The sequence below is a fragment of the Desulfovibrio piger ATCC 29098 genome, assembly GCF_000156375.1.
GTDB classification, from domain to species: Bacteria; Desulfobacterota; Desulfovibrionia; order Desulfovibrionales; family Desulfovibrionaceae; genus Desulfovibrio; species Desulfovibrio piger.
On record NZ_DS996351.1, the window covers coordinates 119461 to 137362 of the forward strand.

Genomic DNA, 17902 nt, shown 5'->3' on the forward strand with positions numbered 1-17902 from the left:
GCGTGTCTGGCGCTGGTTTGTCGTGATGGCCACGACGGCGCGGTTGTTCTTCGTGGTCAAAATTTCAAGATAGACGTCAACCCTGTCAGGCGTCAGACGGGCATTGTACCGGATGTCGAGGACGTTGATACGCAGCAGGCGCTCCTGATTGTTCCCGTCCGATCTCTTGATGAATCCGGTACAGCGCTGGACGTCATCATGGACCTCAAGCGTTAGTTGTGGGAGGAACGCCTGGGAAATCTGTGTATGGTGCATGGATACGCCGCCGTAGTCCGGATCGAAGGCATCGGATCCTCGACTGGTAAGCATGTATTTGACGACCTTGCCTGCGATGACCTCGATGCCGAGTGCCGAAGGATCTTCGGGACGCACGAGCTGCATGTATTCGCTGGAATTGTTCTGGTCGGCGTAATTGCCTGTCGGTGTGTACAGTCTCAGGTCAATCACGTTACTCCTCCGGCTTCTCTGTGATCTGGGCATCCCGGACTTCTTCGATTCCCGACAGCATGGCCAGGATGAGTCCCTGCTTGTACGCCAGTCGTGACTTCCTGGTTTCAAGGTCGCGGGCGGCAATATCGTAAAAGTCCTTGCGGCTCCGGTTGTACAGCTTGGCCATTCGGGTACAGGATTGTGTTGTATCGTAGGCGTTGCCCATGGCCAGCAACTCGGCAGGCATTTTGGCATGGACGGATGTGAAGACGGCGTTGGCGATGGTGCGCCCGTCGGTAGACAGGGCGTTCATGCCTTCCTTCTGGGGAGCCTCGTCCGGTGTCTTGTCGTCCGTCTCGCCTGCGGCTGTCCTGTCGCCCTTGGACAGCATGGAGCTCATGGAGCCAAGGTACTTGACTATATCCATGGGGGAGGCAATGCTCATGCTGGTCTCCGTTACGAAAATCTGCGCCTGATGCCTGGGCGTGCCATGATACCTTCGATCTTCTTGCGCAGCAGGTTCTTGCGGTAGGAAAGCTGGGAGAGCGTGATGCCGAGCCGCTTTTGCAGGTCAGCGTTGGAAAGCACGGCGGCGCCGTTGTATCCGGTCGTGTATTCGAAGAGCCACTTTTCGTCTGGGGAGAGCTCCATGTAGATACCGGACAGCAGCATGTCATCGTCCCCGTCGTCCTGGGCGGAGAAAAAATCACCGGACACGGTCGGGCCGGATTCCAGCAGGTCGCGCCGGTTGTAATCGCGGAAACGGGTTATTTCCGCCGCTGTCCAGCCGAGTTCGTCATGCAGCTCATCGGTGGTCGGTTCCCGGCCCAGGATCGTCGTGAGCTGGTCGACAGCCGTGTTGTAGGTGTTGACCTTCATGGTGATGTTCTCGGGCATTCTGACCGTGCTCTGGTGCGTGTAGACGATACGGCTGAGGGGGAGCAGGGAGTTCGTCACCCATGTGGCCAGCGCGGCGCCGGAATTCGGATTGTAGCTGTCCAGGGCCTTTTTCGTGAGCAGCTTCGCTTCGTTGAGCAAGATGTCACGGGGGATGGGGCCAGCCCATTTGTTGACCTGGCCGTTGATGACGCCGCTGAACCTGTCCAGCAGTTTTCCCAGGTTGTCTGACGACGGGTTGCGTTTGTATTCGTGCCAGAGGCGCATGTCCTCATCAGCGAAAGTGGCGTTGAGGGGGGCGGGGCGGACTGCGGGCATAACAAAACCTCCGCGGAAAGATTGCCCGCGGAGGTTTTGACTATACAGGATCACTCGAAGGCAAAGAGTGATCCACCTATTTTTTCAAGGTTTTTTCGGCGTCACATCGATTTTGGGCGGAACCATCCCCCTTCAGCCAGTATTTCCCAGGACTTGGTCGCGTCAATGCCGCGTCCTTCTTCCGTCTGGCTGTGCGTATCTCGTGGATTTGCGCCACTTTCGGCATATAGCTGGTTGACGCCTGCCAAAAGTGGCATCTGCATCGGTTCATGAACGTTCATGCATCGGGAAGGAGCGACGACGAGATTGCTTACGGCTACGATTTTCGTTAGCTTCCGTGCGGAAATTCGGCCTTTTTCGGCTAATGGGGTCCCCGGCACGGGAACACGCCGCATCGCAGCCATGGCGACAGGATGAAGTGAGCGGGCAAACAGTAATTCTTTGGCCAACTCCTCGGGTGTGTGTTCTGGTCCTATTGGCTCAAGGCAGTAGTAAATTTCGAGTCCGGCTTTGAGCAGGGCCTCGAGTGAAGCTTCTCGCTCTTTAGGGGAAATGCCAGTATCAACGCCTTCGCGCAGCCGTCGGATATGATAGGCTCCGTCACATCCACTGTCGCGCAACCGCTCGGCCATGCATGCGTCAAGGTCCCCGATATTGGCTACGAGACTTACCTTATTGGGCAAAATAGAGCGGGCGGCTGCAAAAAATTTCAGAGCTTCTTCTTGGGGAAAATCGGCTGTAGTCATCAGAAAGAGAGCATCTATGCCTTGAGTCAGCAGGTTCTCGATCTCCTGCTTCACCTGAGGGATGGTTTTCTGCCACCTTCCATCCATGCTGTAATGAGACTTTCCCATAGAGCAGAAAGCACAATTTTTAGAACAAGGTTCAGCGTTGATTCCGATTTGGGCAAAGACATAGCCTCGCGAACCATAACTTGCACGACTTCGGGCTTCTGAAGCGGCTAAGAGGCGATAAAAATCGTTTCCATGAACGGGCATAGCCAGCAAAGTAGCAATCTCTTCTTCCGTAGCGCTTGCCGAGCCTTGCTCTCGCCAGCGCTGAAGGATAGAAGATTTTTTTCCTCTGGGAATCATTGCTGCTCCTTTATCGAAAAGAGTTCCAATTGCGTCGTAACATATCCTCTTCAGGGTGAAAGTTTAGGGCATTTCTTGCATCGATACAAGTGCTGTTTGATCAGAGACAGGGTAGCCATATTTTCAGCGGCTGCTCTTTGCTAAACATAGCAAAATAAATATTGCTTACTATACCTGTTTAAAGACACTACAGATAGTGATCTCACGACTTTAAGCTGAGGAAGATCTTTATGATTATTAGAAAAGAAACAGTTGCAGATCGTGACAATGTATATTATGTCATAAAACGTGCCTTTGAAAGTGCAGAACACGCAGATGGAAACGAACATGATCTGGTAAATTCCCTGAGAAAAGGAGATGCTTTTATTCCTGAACTATCATTAGTTGCTGAAGAAGAGGGGAAAATCGTAGGGCATATCATGTTCACAAAAGCAACAGTTGATGGAAAAACAGTTTTGGCTTTAGCTCCGCTTTCCGTTTTGCCTGAGTATCAACGAAAAGGAATTGGGAAATCTTTGATACGGGAAGGACATAGCATCGCAAAGCAACTTGGTTATACACATTCCATCGTCTTGGGTAGTGAAAAATACTATTCTAGTGAAGGATATGTACCTGCAGAGGATTTCGGCATAAAAGCTCCTTTTGATGTTCCTCGTGAAAATTTTATGGTTTATATGATAACTAAAAATGGTGACGATCTTCACGGAATAATAAGGTACGCTCAAGAGTTTGGTATTTGATAACACAAAGTCTCCGCAAACAATCTTTCCGCGGAGACTTGGGGGTATATAGGTGAGGATTAAGGATCAGGTGCGTGTCGTCGTATGGGCGTCACGAACAAGACAAGTGGCTCCCACACGTTGACCAAGGCTTGTCGGGGGGCTTGCAATCTTCTGGAAAAATGCTTATAAGAAGGTGCTGGGAAGTGATAGCACACTCCCTGGGTAGGTACGCACTAGCGTCCCTTGCTGTTACGTGGTTATGTCACATACTTTCAGCCCTCGCCCGGTGCCAGCCGGACGGGGGCCTCTGTTTTAAGCTACAAGCCGGGACGAGGCCCGGAGCTTTTTCTGTAGACCGCTTCCAGATAAAAGTCCCGATTTCACCTAAGGATTTGTACTTCACTCCAGCAGGGTAATAAGTTCGTCCAGCTGGCTCATTTTCGATATCCTTCATAATAATAAGACTGCTCTATGCCCTTAAAGATGACTTCACGGTCGTCCGTCCGGTCGGTCAGGTTCGGCTGGATGAGGAAGCGCAGTTCAAGGTCGTTGACGGGGCTCCGTTCCATCGCTTGAAGGTACTTGTCCCGGTCTATGTTCCGCCAGTCCACCACGCGCTGGAGGTTCTTTTTCAGCATCATGTCCAGCCAGATACGTGTGGCGCGACCGTTCCCTTCCCTGAAGGGATGGGCGATATTCATCTCCACGTACTTGGCGATGATGTCTTCAAAGGTGGCTTCGGGCATCTTTTCAATGGCGGCCAGGGCTTCTTTCAAATACAGGCAGTTGGCGAAGCGAAAGTTCCCTTTGGAGATGTTCACTTCCCGTATCTGCCCGGCAAAGTCATACAGGCCTCCAAAAAGATAGGCGTGGATCTGTTGCAGGCCTCTGGTGGTGCCCACTTCCATTTTTTCGATGTCGCCGCTTTCATACAGCCGGTGAGCGTTATCAAGGCTAATTTCGTCAAGCTTCATAGCGCTATCCCTCGATTTCAGCGATTGTCTGTCAATTTCGGCACGAAGCACGGATTCACGAGCGACGATTACCTCTATCTGCTTGTTGAGTTCGCGAATATCCAGCACTTCCAATTTAAGCCCAGACGTCCACGCTACCGCGAAGATCGTTGGTGATGTTCCATATCACACGACGGAGCTCTGTCCGCTCCTGTTCTTTCCTCTTGTCACTCATTGTTGCTCTCTCCTACCGGAAATTGAGGGATATCTCTAAAAGACAAACCAGGAAAGGCATCTATGAGCGGCGGCTTGCAATCTTCTGGGAGAATGCTTATAAAAAAGGTGCCGGGAGAATGCTGCCAACACTCCCCCGGCAGGTACGACGCACTAGCGTCCCCTTGATGTTACGTGGGTATGCTACATGTTTTCAGCCCTCGCCCGGTGCCAGCCGGACGGGGGCCTTTGTTTTAGCTTACAGCCGGGACGAAGCCCGGAGCATCAGACAAAGGAGCGTCAGCAGCGCCAAGAGCACAAGGCGTCTCATGCGGCTAACCTCCCTTACCCGGCAAGCGGGAGTTTGCGCCGTACCGAACGCATGGGAAGGAGCCACGTAACGGGGGAATTCTAGCTTTTTGGGACGGAAAAAGCAATGTAACTGCAGCTTGACAGTATAGTTTCCGGCACGCCTGTTTGCACGCGAGGATCGGCACTACTCATAGACCATCGTCGCGAACTCCTTCGCTTGTATCTGGAGCAGCAGGGAACGCACATCGGATTCTACCTCGGCAATGGCCTCACTGGCATCGAGTGTTTGTGGACCATCCTTTTCGGAGCCATCCCGTCCTTTGTCCCAGGCTTTCTCCATGATCTTGTCAGCGGCCCCCTTTTCATCTGCTTCCTGTGTTTTATTCACTGTACCGGAAGATGTTCCATTGAATGTTCCGTTCATGGCTTCAATACGGGAATCAATTATGGAGCCGGTACCAGAATCATTCGATAATTCATCAAAAGAACCTATCAGCTCTTTTTCCGGGATGTTTGAAGAACCGTCTTCCGCGCTGTTTCCGGTGTTCCCTTCATTCACCCTGACCGTCTTGAAGATTTTCAACGGTCGTCTTTTTTCCAGGAAATCACCATGTAACTGAAGCGGTGTCTGCGGGCCTTCGGGACCATTCCCATATGTTGCCGTGAAGCCCATATACGCGCAGTAGTCCTCGAATGTGACGATGTTCCGTCGCATGTATTTGTAGGCTTCACGGGGATTGCTGTGCGGTGACGCCGTCGATGTGTCCGGCGAGGTCAGTTCGGAAAGCAGGGTGGCATAGGATACGGCATCGGCGCCCTTGACATCTGACGCTCCCGGCGTGCCGAGTATCGTCTGGTAGATCTCCGTCATCCGGCTCTGGGACTGCGTGATGTTGTCTACCGCCGTCAGCGGGTGGTTGATGGGGATCGTCGCGGCTTCTTTGAGGAGGCGGGCGAAGTTCATGCTGATGCTTGTCCTGACCTCGGTGCCGGAGATGCTGTGCTCGACCGCCAGGACGTGGCCCGCGAAGGCGAAATGGGTATCATTGTTGTCGAAAACGACACCGGGGAACCCTGGTGTGACGTAAGGGGCAAACTGACAAGTCGCCGTAAGCTGCCGTGGGGCGTACTTGAGGTTGAGCAGCTGGCGGCGGCAGAAGCGTTCCTTGAAGATCTTCTCTGCTGCCAGAGTCGATCCGGTGTTGTCCTGTACCCCGCTGTTCATGAAGGGTATGTAGTGGAACCAGCGTGGCGTCCCGACCTGTCGTACCCACGGCCCCGTGAATTCCTCGACTTTCAGGAGTTCGTTGCTCAGGGCGCGGATCCCTTTATGGCCCTCAGGGATTTCGAAATCAGTATAGGTTTCGGAAGGGTAGAAATCCAGCAGGCCGGTCTGGGCCAGCTTGCTGCTGGTGTTCCCGTTGACCAGCTGGGCGAGGGGGCCGAACAGGTTGTGGATCTGGATGCGGGTTGGGGAACCTTTGTACTTCTGACTGGTCTGGATACTCGTCACCAGAGTCCTGTGCAGGACATTACACTGCGGTGGCATGGAATCCGTCAGCAGTGGTTTCATGCAAGACGACACCAGCTTCGCCGGGACCTCTTCCGTGCCGGCTTCCTCATCTGCCGGGATGGCTGCATGATAGGCCGGATTGGTGATGTAGAGGTATTCATATTCCATCTCGTCCACGAGAAACGTCAGCAGTTCGCGCAGCGTTTGCTCCTCGGAGGCGTTCACGGCGCCACGTACCAGCAATTCCATGGCATGGAATGTTTGCATGCCATAGATCATGGGGAAGGCGGTAGCCATGTCGTCCGTTTCCGGTAATCCGGCTATCTTCCATGCCGTGCCTTCCTTTCCGGCTTTGTCGAAGTAGGGGAGGTATTCGAAGCGGTCGAGCAGCTTGAGGGCTTCCGCTTGGTTGCGGAAGTATTGTGACAGCTTCGAAGCGTGGAGCTGTCCCAGTGGAGGATGATACTCTTCGCCTGTTTTCGGATCGACCTGCCCGGCCATCTGCATGAAGGCGTAGATATTTTCCAGGTATTGTGAGGGATATTTGATGGGGAGTCCGTTATCCAGGGGCTTGAGCCCGTAGCGGAACAGGCAGTGCGGGAAGGTGATGTCCGACGTGACCACATAGGCGGCCTGTTCCTGGTTGCCGGCCCCAGACATAAGGAACATGTCATCGAGCTGTGTCATGAATCTGACTTTGCAATCGTTCAGGATATCGAAGTACGAGATGGCGTTGATGGTGACACTGCGCTCAAGAGGGCTGTTCATGTAGATCTTGGATTCGATGAATCCTTCGAAGAGCAGGATGAAGTGCGGCGACTCCACCATGGTCTCCTGCACGAAGACGTGGACCGGGACACGGTCCGCTTCCCCAAGAGAAAAAAGCTCCGGGTACGCCGGAAGCGCAATTTCTGCTGTTGGGGGCTCATTGAAGACACAGCGGATGTTCACCGAGATCGTGGGCAATAATATGCCTGCGATGTAGACCCGGCACTGGAGAAGGTTTATGTTTGCATTTTCCGCTGACGATGTGCTTGCGGACGGAGTCTGGTCAGTCTCAGGCATGGGAAGGATTACCTCTAAGAGCTTTTAGCTTATAGAATTAAATCGTTATAAAGATATTGAGTAGCTAGTGCAGATCAATAATGTTATATAATAGAATGATGATATCACGTTTAATTCTGTGACGAAATAATTTCACATGCGATTCGAATACATAGATACTTATTGAAAATACATATTCAACAAAAATATTGCTACAATCATCGTAACTGTTACGGCCCATTTTTTTCATCAAATAGTCAATAAACGGACCTCGTCATCGCCTTTCGACGTCCGTACGCTGTCGGTGACAACTTCCGAAACACTGTCAGTGCCGTGCAGATAGTCGAATGTCACGAGACTGCCGTTATGGGTCACCTTGAGCGACAAAACAAGCATGGTGAACGTGACGATGATGACATCTTCCTGGGAGCTGCTCTCACTCAGCTGCATACTCGTTACCGGACCTGAGTAGACCGAGTCCAGGCAGCGCAGCATGGGCACATTGCCAGTTCTGGCAACGGCGGAAAGACGAAGTCTGTTTTTGTAGCAGTCAACGAGGTATTGCTTGCCGTAATTTTCCGGGCCATCGACGAGGACGCAGCTGACCGTCATATGGAGCGGCTTCTTTCCAAAACATATCTCCCCGAAGATGTCCCCGACATAGTGGGAAAGCTGCATGTGCTCTTCAAGGTTGAACTGGATACTCTGGACAAGAAGGTCAATGTTGAGCGGAGATGTGGCTGTCGCTGATTCATAGAAAGCCGCGCGACCTGTGAAATCGTCCGGGCTGTATAGCGAATCGAGCGCTGAAAGCGTGTCTTCCGGTGTTGTCGGCTTGCGCCAGTCAAAGGGATCTGTGGTTGATATCCCGGTAGATGTGGAACGTTCTTCTGCAGGCATTCGGCTCAGACCATGATGGTTTCACGAGGTTTGGTGGACGTTGGATTATTGTCACTGACAGGCTTCAGACTTGTTTCCGGGTCGGAAGAAGATCGCTGTTCTTCTCCGGCCTGTTCTCCCTGTTCCAGACCATTTTGCTCCTGTTCATTTTTCTTGGCGGCCGACGTTGCCACAGGGGATGCCGTCCCGTAATAGCCAAGCTGCAAGGGGTCACGGCTGTTCGCCATTTTGTAGCCATAAGCGTGCCCCTGAATACTGATGTTGACGTACGTTTCGTTCTCCACGGAGGACTCGATGACGAGAGCTTCGATAATGATCTTGAAGGACGTGTCCTTGCTGACGAAGGTACAGGTACGTTCTTCAACACTCAGCTTGCGGGCACGCAGCCCGTCGACATAACGTTTCAGGAACTCGAAGTGGTGATTGTTCGACGCTGTCCGCAGCAGCATGCCGGTAATGTTGACCTGTACCGGCAGTGCCCCGGCGGCGAAGACGGATACATTCTCCGACAGCGTATTATGGACAAGGGATTTTTCCGAATGTCCTTCCGTGATGCTCGTGATGATGATCTGCCAGAAATTCGCCGTCGATGTCTGGGGGGTGTCCGCCTGTCCTCCGCCTGTCGAACCGGATGCCCCTCCAGAAGCGGTGGCGCCCAGTGCGAAATATCCCGTCCGGGATTTGGTGAGGGATGCGGATTTGCTCGAAGATATGTAACCTGCATCGAAGATGGAGACCGCCTTGGTCGGGGTCGTCACTCCACTGTCGGTATTGTATCCGTAGACATCGTTGTAGAAACTCTGGATATCGAAAGCCATCGTCACCACCTAGAGCTTCTTTTGCAGGCTGGCCAGTGTCTGCTTCACGCCATTCAGTGTCGTCACCAGGTCATTCTTCAGCGTCTCGTTGAGTGTGTTGAGCGTGCCTGAGAGACCTTGCATGGTTTCTCCCATGCCGGAGCCTGTGCTCTTGCCGGCAAAGTAGTCCGCCTGCTGCTGTTTTGCATCGGTCTGTGCCCGGAGATCGCGAAGGGCATCTGCCTGTGCCGCACCGGGATCGCTCTGGGCGGATGCGGATGCCGCGTCGAGCGTTTTTGCGGCTCCGGCGGTGTAGGCGTCCGCTCCGTATTTGCCCAGGTCGACGGAGCCGGTCCGCTTCCTTTCCTCGGCCATTTTGGCGACAAGGGCTTTGTCCGCCGCGCTGCCGAACATATCGACGCGACGCTGGAACTCCTCGAAATTTGCCATGGCATCCTGCGCGGAGTTGAAGCGGTTTTTCTTTGCGAGCTCGTTCAGGCCGGCGACGTGGCGTGCCACATTGGGCGTAAGTATGCCCAGGGCGACACTTCCATTGGCTCCCCTCATTGCCGTCTGATTACGGGTCATGAACAGCCGTGAGGCCCCCTTGTTTTCTTCCCAGAGCCGTGCGCCGACGTCACCAAGGGCATCAAGGGTTTTCTGGTCAGCGGAAAAGCTCTTTATCTCGTCCGCCCGCAACGTGCCGTCGCGGAGCATGCGCTCGACCGCCTGATCGTCCATGCCATAGCGCCCCGCGATCCCGTTGATTTCCTTGCGGATGCTCCCACGTTCTCTTTCATTAGCTGAAGCGTTGTAAAATTTGGTGAGCGCGCGCAAGGAGACCAGCTGTCCATAACGTTGGGTTTGCGGACATGGCGGTCCGCACGGTAGCCAGATCTTCCTTGCCGAGACCGTGCAGGGCATTAGCTGCGTAATTTTCCCATGCGTTTTCAGATCGTCCGGCGTAAAATTCGTTCAGTCTTTTGCTGCGCAGCTTTACGGCATCCTCTTCCGCTCTCTTCCAGTCGATGAGCCTGCGGCTCACGTCGTCGTCTTTGCTCAGATCCCCATTTCGAACGGATGCGGCCGCCAGCAGCCCCTGGACCTCCATATCCCTTGAAAGCGCGTCCACGAGGTCCTCACGGGCTTTTTCGTTCAGATCTGGACGCTGCTGCGCGATGAGCCGCGTCAGAGCTTTACGGGCCTCGTTCTTGCGACTCACGGGGGCATTCAGGGTACGATAGTCGACATCGAAAGCGTTCGTCTCACGCAAGGCGGTATCGAGGGCGTCCTGCCCGATATCCATTCCGAGCTTTTTTGAGAGCAGTTCGGCATCATCCTTGAGAGAGCCCCCGGACAGCCTCCTATTAAGGACATTTGAACCGAAGTATGCGTTCATGCTCATGGCATCGTAGACCGTCCCGTCCACTCCTTCAGGATTCAGGGCGAACTGGGCTGCGGACAGCTCCCCAGTAAGGCGCTTGATGTCCTCGTCGAGGGTGTTGCTCACGGAGGCCTGGGATGTGGAGGGTGTGCCGTCGAGGGCGTCGAAGGCCGCTTTGTAGGCTGTGATCTGCCGCCCGGCGGCTGCGTATCGGCCATAGGCTCCGTTTCCTGAATTCAGACGGCTGCGTGTTGCAGCGTAAAGTTTGTCAAGGAGCTGTTTTTTCCCAGAAGTTGTAGACGCCAGTCCTTGAAAGTCTTTAAGGGACATACTGCTGAATGCAGCCCTAAAGTCTCTCTTCGCATTGCCGGCGCCACGATTGTTGGCGAGGTCATACAGGATACGGCGCCAGCCTTCATCCTGCAAAAGAATACCAACCTTCTCACCGGTCTGTTCTTTTGATCCACGCTGTTCAGCAAGCGCATACCAGGGGCGTACATATTCATTAATGGCTTCGCTATAATATGCTGCTCTGAAGTCGTCTCCAATGCTTGAGTCGATAATATCTGTGTAAGCATCCTGAGTTCTTTGAAGAAGAGCTGTCTCTTCAGACGTCAATCCTAGCCCTGCTGCGTCTATTTTACGCAGTACTTCTTCAGCTGTGGATCCAGTTATGCTTCTTAGGCGCTTGTCTCCAAGCTTTTTACGAATGTTGTCGAGCATACGGCTGTCATCACTACCACTGGATAAATCGACCCCTTTGCTTTTAAAGGCCTCCAGAAATCGCTCATTCCCTTTTTGATTCAGGAAGCTGATCATATTGGTGGTAGTGAACTGGTTTGTCCCAAAGGAGGAGCCACCGGCATCGTAGTAACCGCGATATCCTCCCTTTCCATCACGCTGTACCCGGCCACTTACACGTCCGTTACGAACCCGGAAACTAATTTTTCTCATCCCCTCGCCACCGGTTTCTTCGTTGAGCATCACGAGGTTACGCCGTTCCCAGTCGTCAGCTTCCAGTTTTCCGCCTGTCCAGGATGCCTCATCCGTCGATAGAGACAGCTTTCTCACGGTATCCGCGGCCTTCTGGCGTGTCTTCTCATCAGCGAGAGAGGATGATGTTTCCCTGACGTTGCTGTTCACACTATCAGTGCTTGGTACGTACCCGTTGGCTATGGCATCGCTGCGTTCGACGAAACCGGCGTAAGCACCCGCGACACGGCCAAAAGTGGATTCGCTGAATTTGGTGAGCGTTTTGTCGAAGTCGCGGGCAAGACGGCGGAAGGGGTTTGCGGCAAGATCCTCTTCCTCACGGCGTTTTTGTCTGGCCAGATGTGCCTCACGAGCCACCTGTTCCTGGAATTCATTGCTGTGAAGCTGTTGCGCTTTGATGCGGGCGATCTCGGGGGAATAACCTTGCATGCGCAGGCCGAACTCCGTGGCCCCCATACCTGATCTGCCTACCTGTTTGCCTATGGCATTGGCCATGATGCCGCTCAGCACGTCACCGCCGTATTTGTCCACGGCCTCGCCCCAGAGGTCGGGCTTGTTACGCTGGAAGGCCATCATGGTGTCCAGGTTGTTCAGACGGCCGGAGCGGGATACCAGGAGGTTCATGGGATTCTGGCTGTTGAGGATATCCGTGAGGCTGACGTTCCGGTCGAGCCCGGTCATGGAATCGTTCGCCAGATAGGACAACAGCAGGTCCTGGATTTTGTTCTGGGCCTGGGCGTCCTGCTGTGTCATGGTCTGGACCATGCCTGATACACCGCCATGTCGGGCGACCATGGCCGGATTGATAAGGCCCATGCGCTGCGCCTGCGTGATCATGGCCGCATTGCCCATGGCCTGTATGGACCCTTGGTAGTTGTTCAGGCCCATGGAGGAAAACAGGAAAGCCCCCTGCTGACCGTAGGTGTTTACCATGTCACTATGGCTCATGCCGGCCATGCGGGAGAACATGTTCTCCTTGCGCAGGATGTTCTGGAATTGCGACATGTCCGCACCCATGGTCTGCAAGCGCTTGAACTCTTTCATCAAGTCCTTGAAGTCCGTGGATCCGACGACCTCCATGACCGTTGTCATGGTACTGCGCAGCTTCTTGATGATGTCCTTGTACTGCGCCGCGCTGCCAGCGTAGTCGAACATGCCGTTTTCGATGCCAAGCTGCATCATGCGCCGGTAGTCGCCTTCCTTGAACAGGACGTCCCCAGCCGCGCTCATGCGCGTGAAGCTGTCGATATTTCGTGCGGAAGCCGCATTGAACCCCATGCCGGTGGCCAGGTTCACTTCCCGTCCTCCGGTAATCTTCGGCATGGTAAGGTTCTGGAGCGCGCGCAGGTCGCGGACACGGTTGATGACCGGTTCCGCAAGGCTGGGCATGGCCAGACCGGCTATGGCGCCAGGAATGCCGCCCAAGGCACCGAGGGCCAGCGATGACACGCCGAAATCGAATACCGTACCGCCGAGGGCCAGCATCTGGTCGCTGGAATGGCGCCGGATGGCGCTCATATATTGCTGCTGGTTGACCGCGGGATTGTAGGTGTTGAATGTGTACTTTGGCAGTCCGAAAGGGGCGCCGTAGCTGCGGATCATCCATGACTGCAGGAAACCGGGAATCTGATTTTGGTAGTCCGTTGGTGCCGGTCCAGGCAGTGTGCGAAAAGCGCCGTACTCGGCAGGGGTAAGGTATTGGGCCTGCGGCATATAGCCCATCTGGCCGCCGGTTAGATACTGGGTGGCAAGAGGGCCGTAATTCGTGAAGATGGGCGATTGTTCCTGCGTGATCACTTGCTATCACCTGTCGTACCATTGAAGCTGTTGTCGCGCATGCTGTCGACGGTTTCTCTCAGGGCCTCCATGGCTTGGCGAAGCTCCTTTAGCGAAGCGAATCCCTGCTTGTTGGCTTTGTGCAGGCCGGCAGTCATGAGGCCGAGATACCGCGTCCTGTCGTCGTCTGTGGCCTGTCGTGGTGCCTGGGCCGTCCTGGGCGCACCGGCATTATAGGTGCCGGAGGGATCGGCAAGGGCGGAAACGGCATCCAGGTACTCACGTACTTTTTTCAGGTAATCATCCCTGGCCCCATCCTGCAGCCCCGACGACACGGACAGGAGCAGGAAGACATCGAGCATCCGTCCCCCGAACCACTGGCCAATACCGTGCTGGTACGCCTGCCTGGATATGATATGTTCGCGCAGCAGACGAAACTCCACACTGCGCCTAAGGTACTGCACCCCGGAATGTCTGAGGATCTCGGCCCTTACTTTTCCTTCCGGGGTCGCATAAAATTTTTGACTGCCCAGTCGGATGTCGCCACGGCGATGGTCCTGTCGAACACCGCCAGCTTGTTCACCAGAGCGTTCTGGATGATATACGGCATGTCCTGGACGCGCTTTCTGGCTTTTTCGAAATCCTCTTTTGTTTCGACGCGATACGTCTCATCCCTGAAGGCCGCCATGGACGCCGCCAGATTGCATACGGCGACCAGGTTGTTGTAGCGCATCATGGAGACGCGGTCGTTGTCCGCGGTCTCCCGGTCGACAAGTTCCAGGATGTAGTCATCGACCCACGAAGGCCGGACCCGAAACTCCACCGGGATGCGGTCGAACAGCTCGAACCGCCAGGAAACGTTCCCGGACGTGATCAGACATTCCAGGACGTCCCGGATATCGTCGTCCGTAATGTTTCGCGCGTGCAGAAAATCCAGATAGCTCTTGATGACGGATTCGGGCCCGAATTCTTCCAGCGGGCTTTTGATGCCTGCCTCTCCGTCGACCTCTGGGACAGTGGGGACAGGCTTCTCATTCGCTACTGTCGCGGGTGGGACGATCCCTTCAGCCTGTGCCCCGGAACGTGCAACGCTGCCGGATATTGGACGTGATGCGGAACGAATATCCATTTTTCTCTCCTTGCTCAGTCAGTGAAAACGAAGTCGGAACCGGTCACCATCCGGCCCTCTATCTCGCCGGTGACGGGATCGCCCACGCGGACAACGGCTTTGCCTTCGACGAACAGTACCTGGGACTGCCCGACAGCAGTACAGGAATGACCGCAATCGCCACGGCCCAGGCTGCCTGTGACACAGACATTTTTGTTTTCGATACAGGGAAAATCCCCTGTGACCATCGTCCCCTGTACAGTATGGTCACATATCCGACAGAAACCTTCGAAGCGGTCACCAACGCAGCAAACTGGCAGCGGCATGCCGTACCTCCTAGGCCGTCATCGCGACTTTGGCCTTGGCAAGTTTGAAATCTTCCGCGACCTTCATGGCCGTTTGCTGGGCGGCTGTCGTCGGACGTGCCACGGCCGCTTCCAGGCGGTTGCCGGCCTCGTCAACGGCACCGTTCAGCGATTCCCAGATCTGCTTCGCGCTGGTGGCGGGAAGTCGTTTGGCTACATCGTACATGGCGCAGGCCGCTTCCACACAGCGCTCCAGCTCCTCGAGCTTGTCCAGCCAATCCTTGACGCCCAGACGGTTCAGGGTGTCGTTGAAAAGTTTCGATGCGTTGCTGAGCGCTTCGGCAGGCGTCTCCTCAAGGGCGTCGAGCGCTTGGTTGGCTTTGGAACTCAGGGCGTTCTTCAGCTTGTTGAGGAGTGACTCGATCCGATTCCCGGCATCCAGCATGTCGAGGACATCCTCTATGAGCTGTCCAAGCTCGGATTTGGCGATATACGGGCATTCAAGGGCTTTCTGCAGGGCACGCTTCAGCTCGGCCACGGAGCCGGCGCCGCTGAGCAGTTCGTCGATCGCCTTGGAAACGTCATCGAAGGCCTTCAGAGCGCCATCCATCAGCTCCTTGGCTTTGTCGAACGGATAGTCGAGGAGCTTCCTGGCCATGGACATGAGGCGCTTTGGAAGCTGCAGCAGCTTCTCCAAAGACTTATGGACCTGCTGCAGAGCACCGAGAGCCATTTCACAATCAGGAGACGTGAAATCCACGTCCGGCACATCGGGGAGTGTATCGTCAATACGGTCCAGCGTGGTCTTCTCCACACAGAGCGGGCCGAAGACATGAGTGTATCCTTCAGGGCATTTTCCGTTTTCCGCTTGTGGTGTCGCCATGCAACTATGCCTTTCTGATGTTGAGGGCCGAGCAGGTGACATCCACAGGCCCCACGTTATTCGACCTGGATACGAGCGTGATGCTCTCAGCCCCGATCCGCAAGGCGCCACCGACCTGAAGGTCAAGGTCGGAACCGACGGAGTGGTGTTCCTTGTTGCCTACAGTGAAATCGAGCTTGCCAAAGATGGCGCGTGTTTCATCGCCGCCCACTTCGACTGCCCGCTTGCCGTCCACCTGGTAATAGTCATTGCCCATGACGCGAACTTCATTGTCCTTGCCCACAGACATCAGGGCATCCTGGGAGGTGGCCAGCACAAGCTTCCCGTCGGTACCCATGACGATGGCGCCGTAATTCTCGCCATCGACGCTATTCACCCGCACGCCGAAACGCGAATCAGGGGCGTCAGGGGTGTCGCCCAGATAAAAATGGGTCGTGGGGGTTCCGTTTCCCGGCTGGGCTTCGTCGCTGTATTTGGCGCCGCCCACGATGGACATACCTGTACGGCCTGAGCTGCCGTGGGAGAAGCTGATGTCGCCAAAATCTGTACTGATGGTCAGTTCTCGGGCGATGATTTTTACGAAGTCCATGAGGGCGCCCATGATGATTTGGCTCATGGGGGAGGCTTTAAGAACAATGCCGCCTTCGGACAGCAACGCGAGTTCCGCGCCGCCGTCCGTGGAGAGGACTTTGTCACCAGGCATGTAGGAGGATGACCTGCCGCAGGTGTAGGAATCTCGATTCGTCGCGCCGTATGTGAAACTGTTGTCCCCACCGGAATCTGTGGAAGTGCTGCTCGTGGAGATGGGGACAGAAGGCTGTGCGGCGACAGGGACAGTGCCCATGATGTAGGGTTGGCCATCGATGTAGGTGTAGAAGACGACGGCGCCGGGCAAGTTGCGGCCCCAGGAGACATCGTTGCTCTGGATGCCGCCTGTGGTGTTGAGGACCGGCACGCCATAAAGCATCCCCCCCTTCGTCTTCAGGATGTCGCACGTGAGGGTGGCGGGGTTGGCGGTGATGACCGTGGCCGTGCTGAAATATTCTGGATGACCGGTATGTCGGGCGATGCTTTCCATGCGGAAAGATTGACCGGTATCTATGGGGTGATTCAGAAACTTTGTTTGTATTTGCGTTTCAGAAGTGATACGCAAACGGTATATCGATGAGTGCTTTAGGTGTCTGCAAGCAGGTATTTTGAATTTTTTTGATGATATGTCTCGCTTTATGAGGAGAATGTTGAATGGATGACACGAATTTGAAGAAACAACTTGGAAAATCAGGGATTATCGTTCTTATTTTGATTCTTGTTATCCTAACAACAGGCAGCTTGTTTGCTAAATATATTTATAATTCAAGACTTGAATCCATACGAGACCAAGTGATGATGGAATCTAATGAATATAAGTCTCGTATTTTAAAACAGATTGAAAACAATTTTGAACTTTTATCTGTATTATCATCATTTCTTGATGTTGAAAATACATCTGATAAAAAACTTTTAGCAGAAAAATTGAATTTAGCAAACAGAAAAAGCTCATTGATGAGTCTTATTTATGTTGATACAAAAGGAAATGCTACCCTCTCTATACATAGAAGCAGACTAGTATACGATATTAAAATTTCTTCTCTGCCTGATGAGGTTCAGCGTGTAATACGGCTTTCTCTATGTGGAGAATCAAATATATCTTTCATATTCAAAAGTCCAATAATAAATGATAATGTGTTTGTTTATAGCGTTCCTGTATATAGTGGAAATAAGATAGTTGGAGCACTTGCAGCAAGTGATACTCTTGGTATATTTCAAGATATATTATCAGGAAGAACTATTTTAGGTGGTGGCGGATATATACATCTTTTAAACTCCAGGGGTGTTTTTCTTTTGCACTCCCCGAAAGCTGTCGTCGCTGAAAAGCTGCCGACCATATTTGACGGACCATATATCAAGGAAGAATCCAGGGAAAGTATCTATGCCGCCATGCAACGTCAGGAACAGGTATTTTCTTCCTTTGAATATGAAGGGAAGACTTACCCATTTTTCTTGGAACCGATAGGATTCAATAATTGGTATTTATGTTGTGTAAACAATGGGGAAGGGCTGTTCAGCTTATCAAATTCTTTGCTGTTGGTCATCGAAGCTGCCTTTGTCATTACGCTGTTGCTGCTGATTTCTTTTATATTGTACGGATATTACCTATATAGCCGTTACACAAAACGCCTTACAAACCTGGCATATTACGACCAGGTCACTGGCGCAAAAAA

17 protein-coding genes are annotated in these 17902 nt (G+C 53.6%); 2 read left to right on the forward strand and 15 right to left on the reverse strand.

What is annotated here, in order from left to right:
- The 4 genes from DESPIG_RS13970 to DESPIG_RS00520 all read right to left on the reverse strand — a co-directional run.
- On the reverse strand, window positions 1-447 hold a 447-nt coding region (locus tag DESPIG_RS13970), incomplete at its 3' end, for a hypothetical protein (protein ID WP_006003692.1).
- A 1-nt stretch (window position 448) separates the two neighbouring features.
- The gene (locus DESPIG_RS00510) at window positions 449-874 is read right to left on the reverse strand and encodes a hypothetical protein (protein WP_006003694.1); all 426 of its coding nucleotides are present in this window, start codon (window positions 872-874) and stop codon (window positions 449-451) included.
- A gap of 11 nt (window positions 875-885) precedes the next feature.
- Window positions 886-1644: a hypothetical protein gene (locus tag DESPIG_RS00515; protein WP_006003695.1), complete on the reverse strand. Its 759-nt coding sequence runs from the start codon at window positions 1642-1644 to the stop codon at window positions 886-888.
- A 101-nt stretch (window positions 1645-1745) separates the two neighbouring features.
- Entirely contained in the window at window positions 1746-2738 is a 993-nt protein-coding gene (locus DESPIG_RS00520) for a biotin synthase BioB (RefSeq protein WP_211204906.1), read from the reverse strand.
- A gap of 230 nt (window positions 2739-2968) precedes the next feature.
- Here DESPIG_RS00520 and DESPIG_RS13050 point away from each other — a divergent pair, with 230 nt between their 5' ends.
- Entirely contained in the window at window positions 2969-3478 is a 510-nt protein-coding gene (locus DESPIG_RS13050) for a GNAT family N-acetyltransferase (RefSeq protein WP_006003699.1), read from the forward strand.
- Between the two features lie 416 nt (window positions 3479-3894).
- Here the strand turns inward: DESPIG_RS13050 and fic are convergent, their stop codons facing one another.
- The 11 genes from fic to DESPIG_RS00575 all read right to left on the reverse strand — a co-directional run bounded on the left by fic (window position 3895) and on the right by DESPIG_RS00575 (window position 16719).
- Entirely contained in the window at window positions 3895-4434 is a 540-nt protein-coding gene (gene fic / locus DESPIG_RS00525) for a protein adenylyltransferase Fic (protein ID WP_040368914.1), read from the reverse strand.
- Window positions 4435-5122: 688 nt separating this feature from the next.
- Entirely contained in the window at window positions 5123-7516 is a 2394-nt protein-coding gene (locus tag DESPIG_RS00530) for a hypothetical protein (protein ID WP_006003701.1), read from the reverse strand.
- 228 nt (window positions 7517-7744) lie between these two features.
- Window positions 7745-8395, reverse strand: a complete 651-nt coding sequence (locus DESPIG_RS00535) for a hypothetical protein (protein WP_006003703.1) — start codon at window positions 8393-8395, stop codon at window positions 7745-7747.
- 5 nt (window positions 8396-8400) lie between these two features.
- Window positions 8401-9213: a hypothetical protein gene (locus DESPIG_RS00540; protein ID WP_147589211.1), complete on the reverse strand. Its 813-nt coding sequence runs from the start codon at window positions 9211-9213 to the stop codon at window positions 8401-8403.
- 9 nt (window positions 9214-9222) lie between these two features.
- Window positions 9223-10029, reverse strand: coding sequence for a hypothetical protein (locus DESPIG_RS00545; protein WP_147589212.1), 807 nt, complete (start codon window positions 10027-10029; stop codon window positions 9223-9225).
- Window positions 9992-13366, reverse strand: coding sequence for a hypothetical protein (locus DESPIG_RS00550; RefSeq protein WP_006003707.1), 3375 nt, complete (start codon window positions 13364-13366; stop codon window positions 9992-9994). Before DESPIG_RS00550 ends, DESPIG_RS00545 begins: the two co-directional genes overlap by 38 nt.
- Window positions 13363-13788 carry a hypothetical protein gene (locus DESPIG_RS00555; RefSeq protein WP_147589215.1) on the reverse strand — a complete coding sequence of 142 codons (426 nt, stop codon included), beginning with the start codon at window positions 13786-13788 and terminating at the stop codon, window positions 13363-13365. Before DESPIG_RS00555 ends, DESPIG_RS00550 begins: the two co-directional genes overlap by 4 nt.
- 47 nt (window positions 13789-13835) lie before the next feature.
- Window positions 13836-14474 (reverse strand): hypothetical protein, encoded by a 639-nt coding sequence (locus DESPIG_RS00560; protein ID WP_006003711.1) that lies wholly within the window; start codon window positions 14472-14474, stop codon window positions 13836-13838.
- 14 nt (window positions 14475-14488) lie between these two features.
- Entirely contained in the window at window positions 14489-14779 is a 291-nt protein-coding gene (locus DESPIG_RS00565; RefSeq protein ID WP_147589217.1) for a hypothetical protein, read from the reverse strand.
- A 10-nt stretch (window positions 14780-14789) separates the two neighbouring features.
- Window positions 14790-15641, reverse strand: coding sequence for a hypothetical protein (locus tag DESPIG_RS00570; protein ID WP_147589219.1), 852 nt, complete (start codon window positions 15639-15641; stop codon window positions 14790-14792).
- Window positions 15642-15645: 4 nt separating this feature from the next.
- Entirely contained in the window at window positions 15646-16719 is a 1074-nt protein-coding gene (locus tag DESPIG_RS00575; RefSeq protein ID WP_006003717.1) for a bacteriophage T4 gp5 trimerisation domain-containing protein, read from the reverse strand.
- 164 nt (window positions 16720-16883) lie between these two features.
- Between DESPIG_RS00575 and DESPIG_RS13975 the strand changes: the two genes are divergently transcribed.
- On the forward strand, window positions 16884-17902 hold a 1019-nt coding region (locus tag DESPIG_RS13975; RefSeq protein ID WP_006003719.1), incomplete at its 3' end, for a cache domain-containing protein.

Bases quoted from the DNA above. Each gene is read 5' to 3' on its own strand.
- DESPIG_RS00510 (WP_006003694.1), bottom strand. From the start codon at position 874: ATGAGCATTGCCTCCCCCATGGATATAGTCAAGTACCTTGGCTCCATG.
- DESPIG_RS00560 (WP_006003711.1), bottom strand. From the start codon at position 14,474: ATGGATATTCGTTCCGCATCACGTCCAATATCCGGCAGCGTTGCACGT.
- fic (WP_040368914.1), bottom strand. From the start codon at position 4,434: ATGAAGCTTGACGAAATTAGCCTTGATAACGCTCACCGGCTGTATGAA.
- DESPIG_RS00565 (WP_147589217.1), bottom strand. From the start codon at position 14,779: ATGCCGCTGCCAGTTTGCTGCGTTGGTGACCGCTTCGAAGGTTTCTGT.
- DESPIG_RS00520 (WP_211204906.1), bottom strand. From the start codon at position 2,738: ATGATTCCCAGAGGAAAAAAATCTTCTATCCTTCAGCGCTGGCGAGAG.
- DESPIG_RS00540 (WP_147589211.1), bottom strand. From the start codon at position 9,213: ATGGCTTTCGATATCCAGAGTTTCTACAACGATGTCTACGGATACAAT.
- DESPIG_RS13050 (WP_006003699.1), top strand. From the start codon at position 2,969: ATGATTATTAGAAAAGAAACAGTTGCAGATCGTGACAATGTATATTAT.
- DESPIG_RS00535 (WP_006003703.1), bottom strand. From the start codon at position 8,395: ATGCCTGCAGAAGAACGTTCCACATCTACCGGGATATCAACCACAGAT.
- DESPIG_RS00570 (WP_147589219.1), bottom strand. From the start codon at position 15,641: ATGGCGACACCACAAGCGGAAAACGGAAAATGCCCTGAAGGATACACT.
- DESPIG_RS00530 (WP_006003701.1), bottom strand. From the start codon at position 7,516: ATGCCTGAGACTGACCAGACTCCGTCCGCAAGCACATCGTCAGCGGAA.
- DESPIG_RS00515 (WP_006003695.1), bottom strand. From the start codon at position 1,644: ATGCCCGCAGTCCGCCCCGCCCCCCTCAACGCCACTTTCGCTGATGAG.
- DESPIG_RS00575 (WP_006003717.1), bottom strand. From the start codon at position 16,719: ATGGAAAGCATCGCCCGACATACCGGTCATCCAGAATATTTCAGCACG.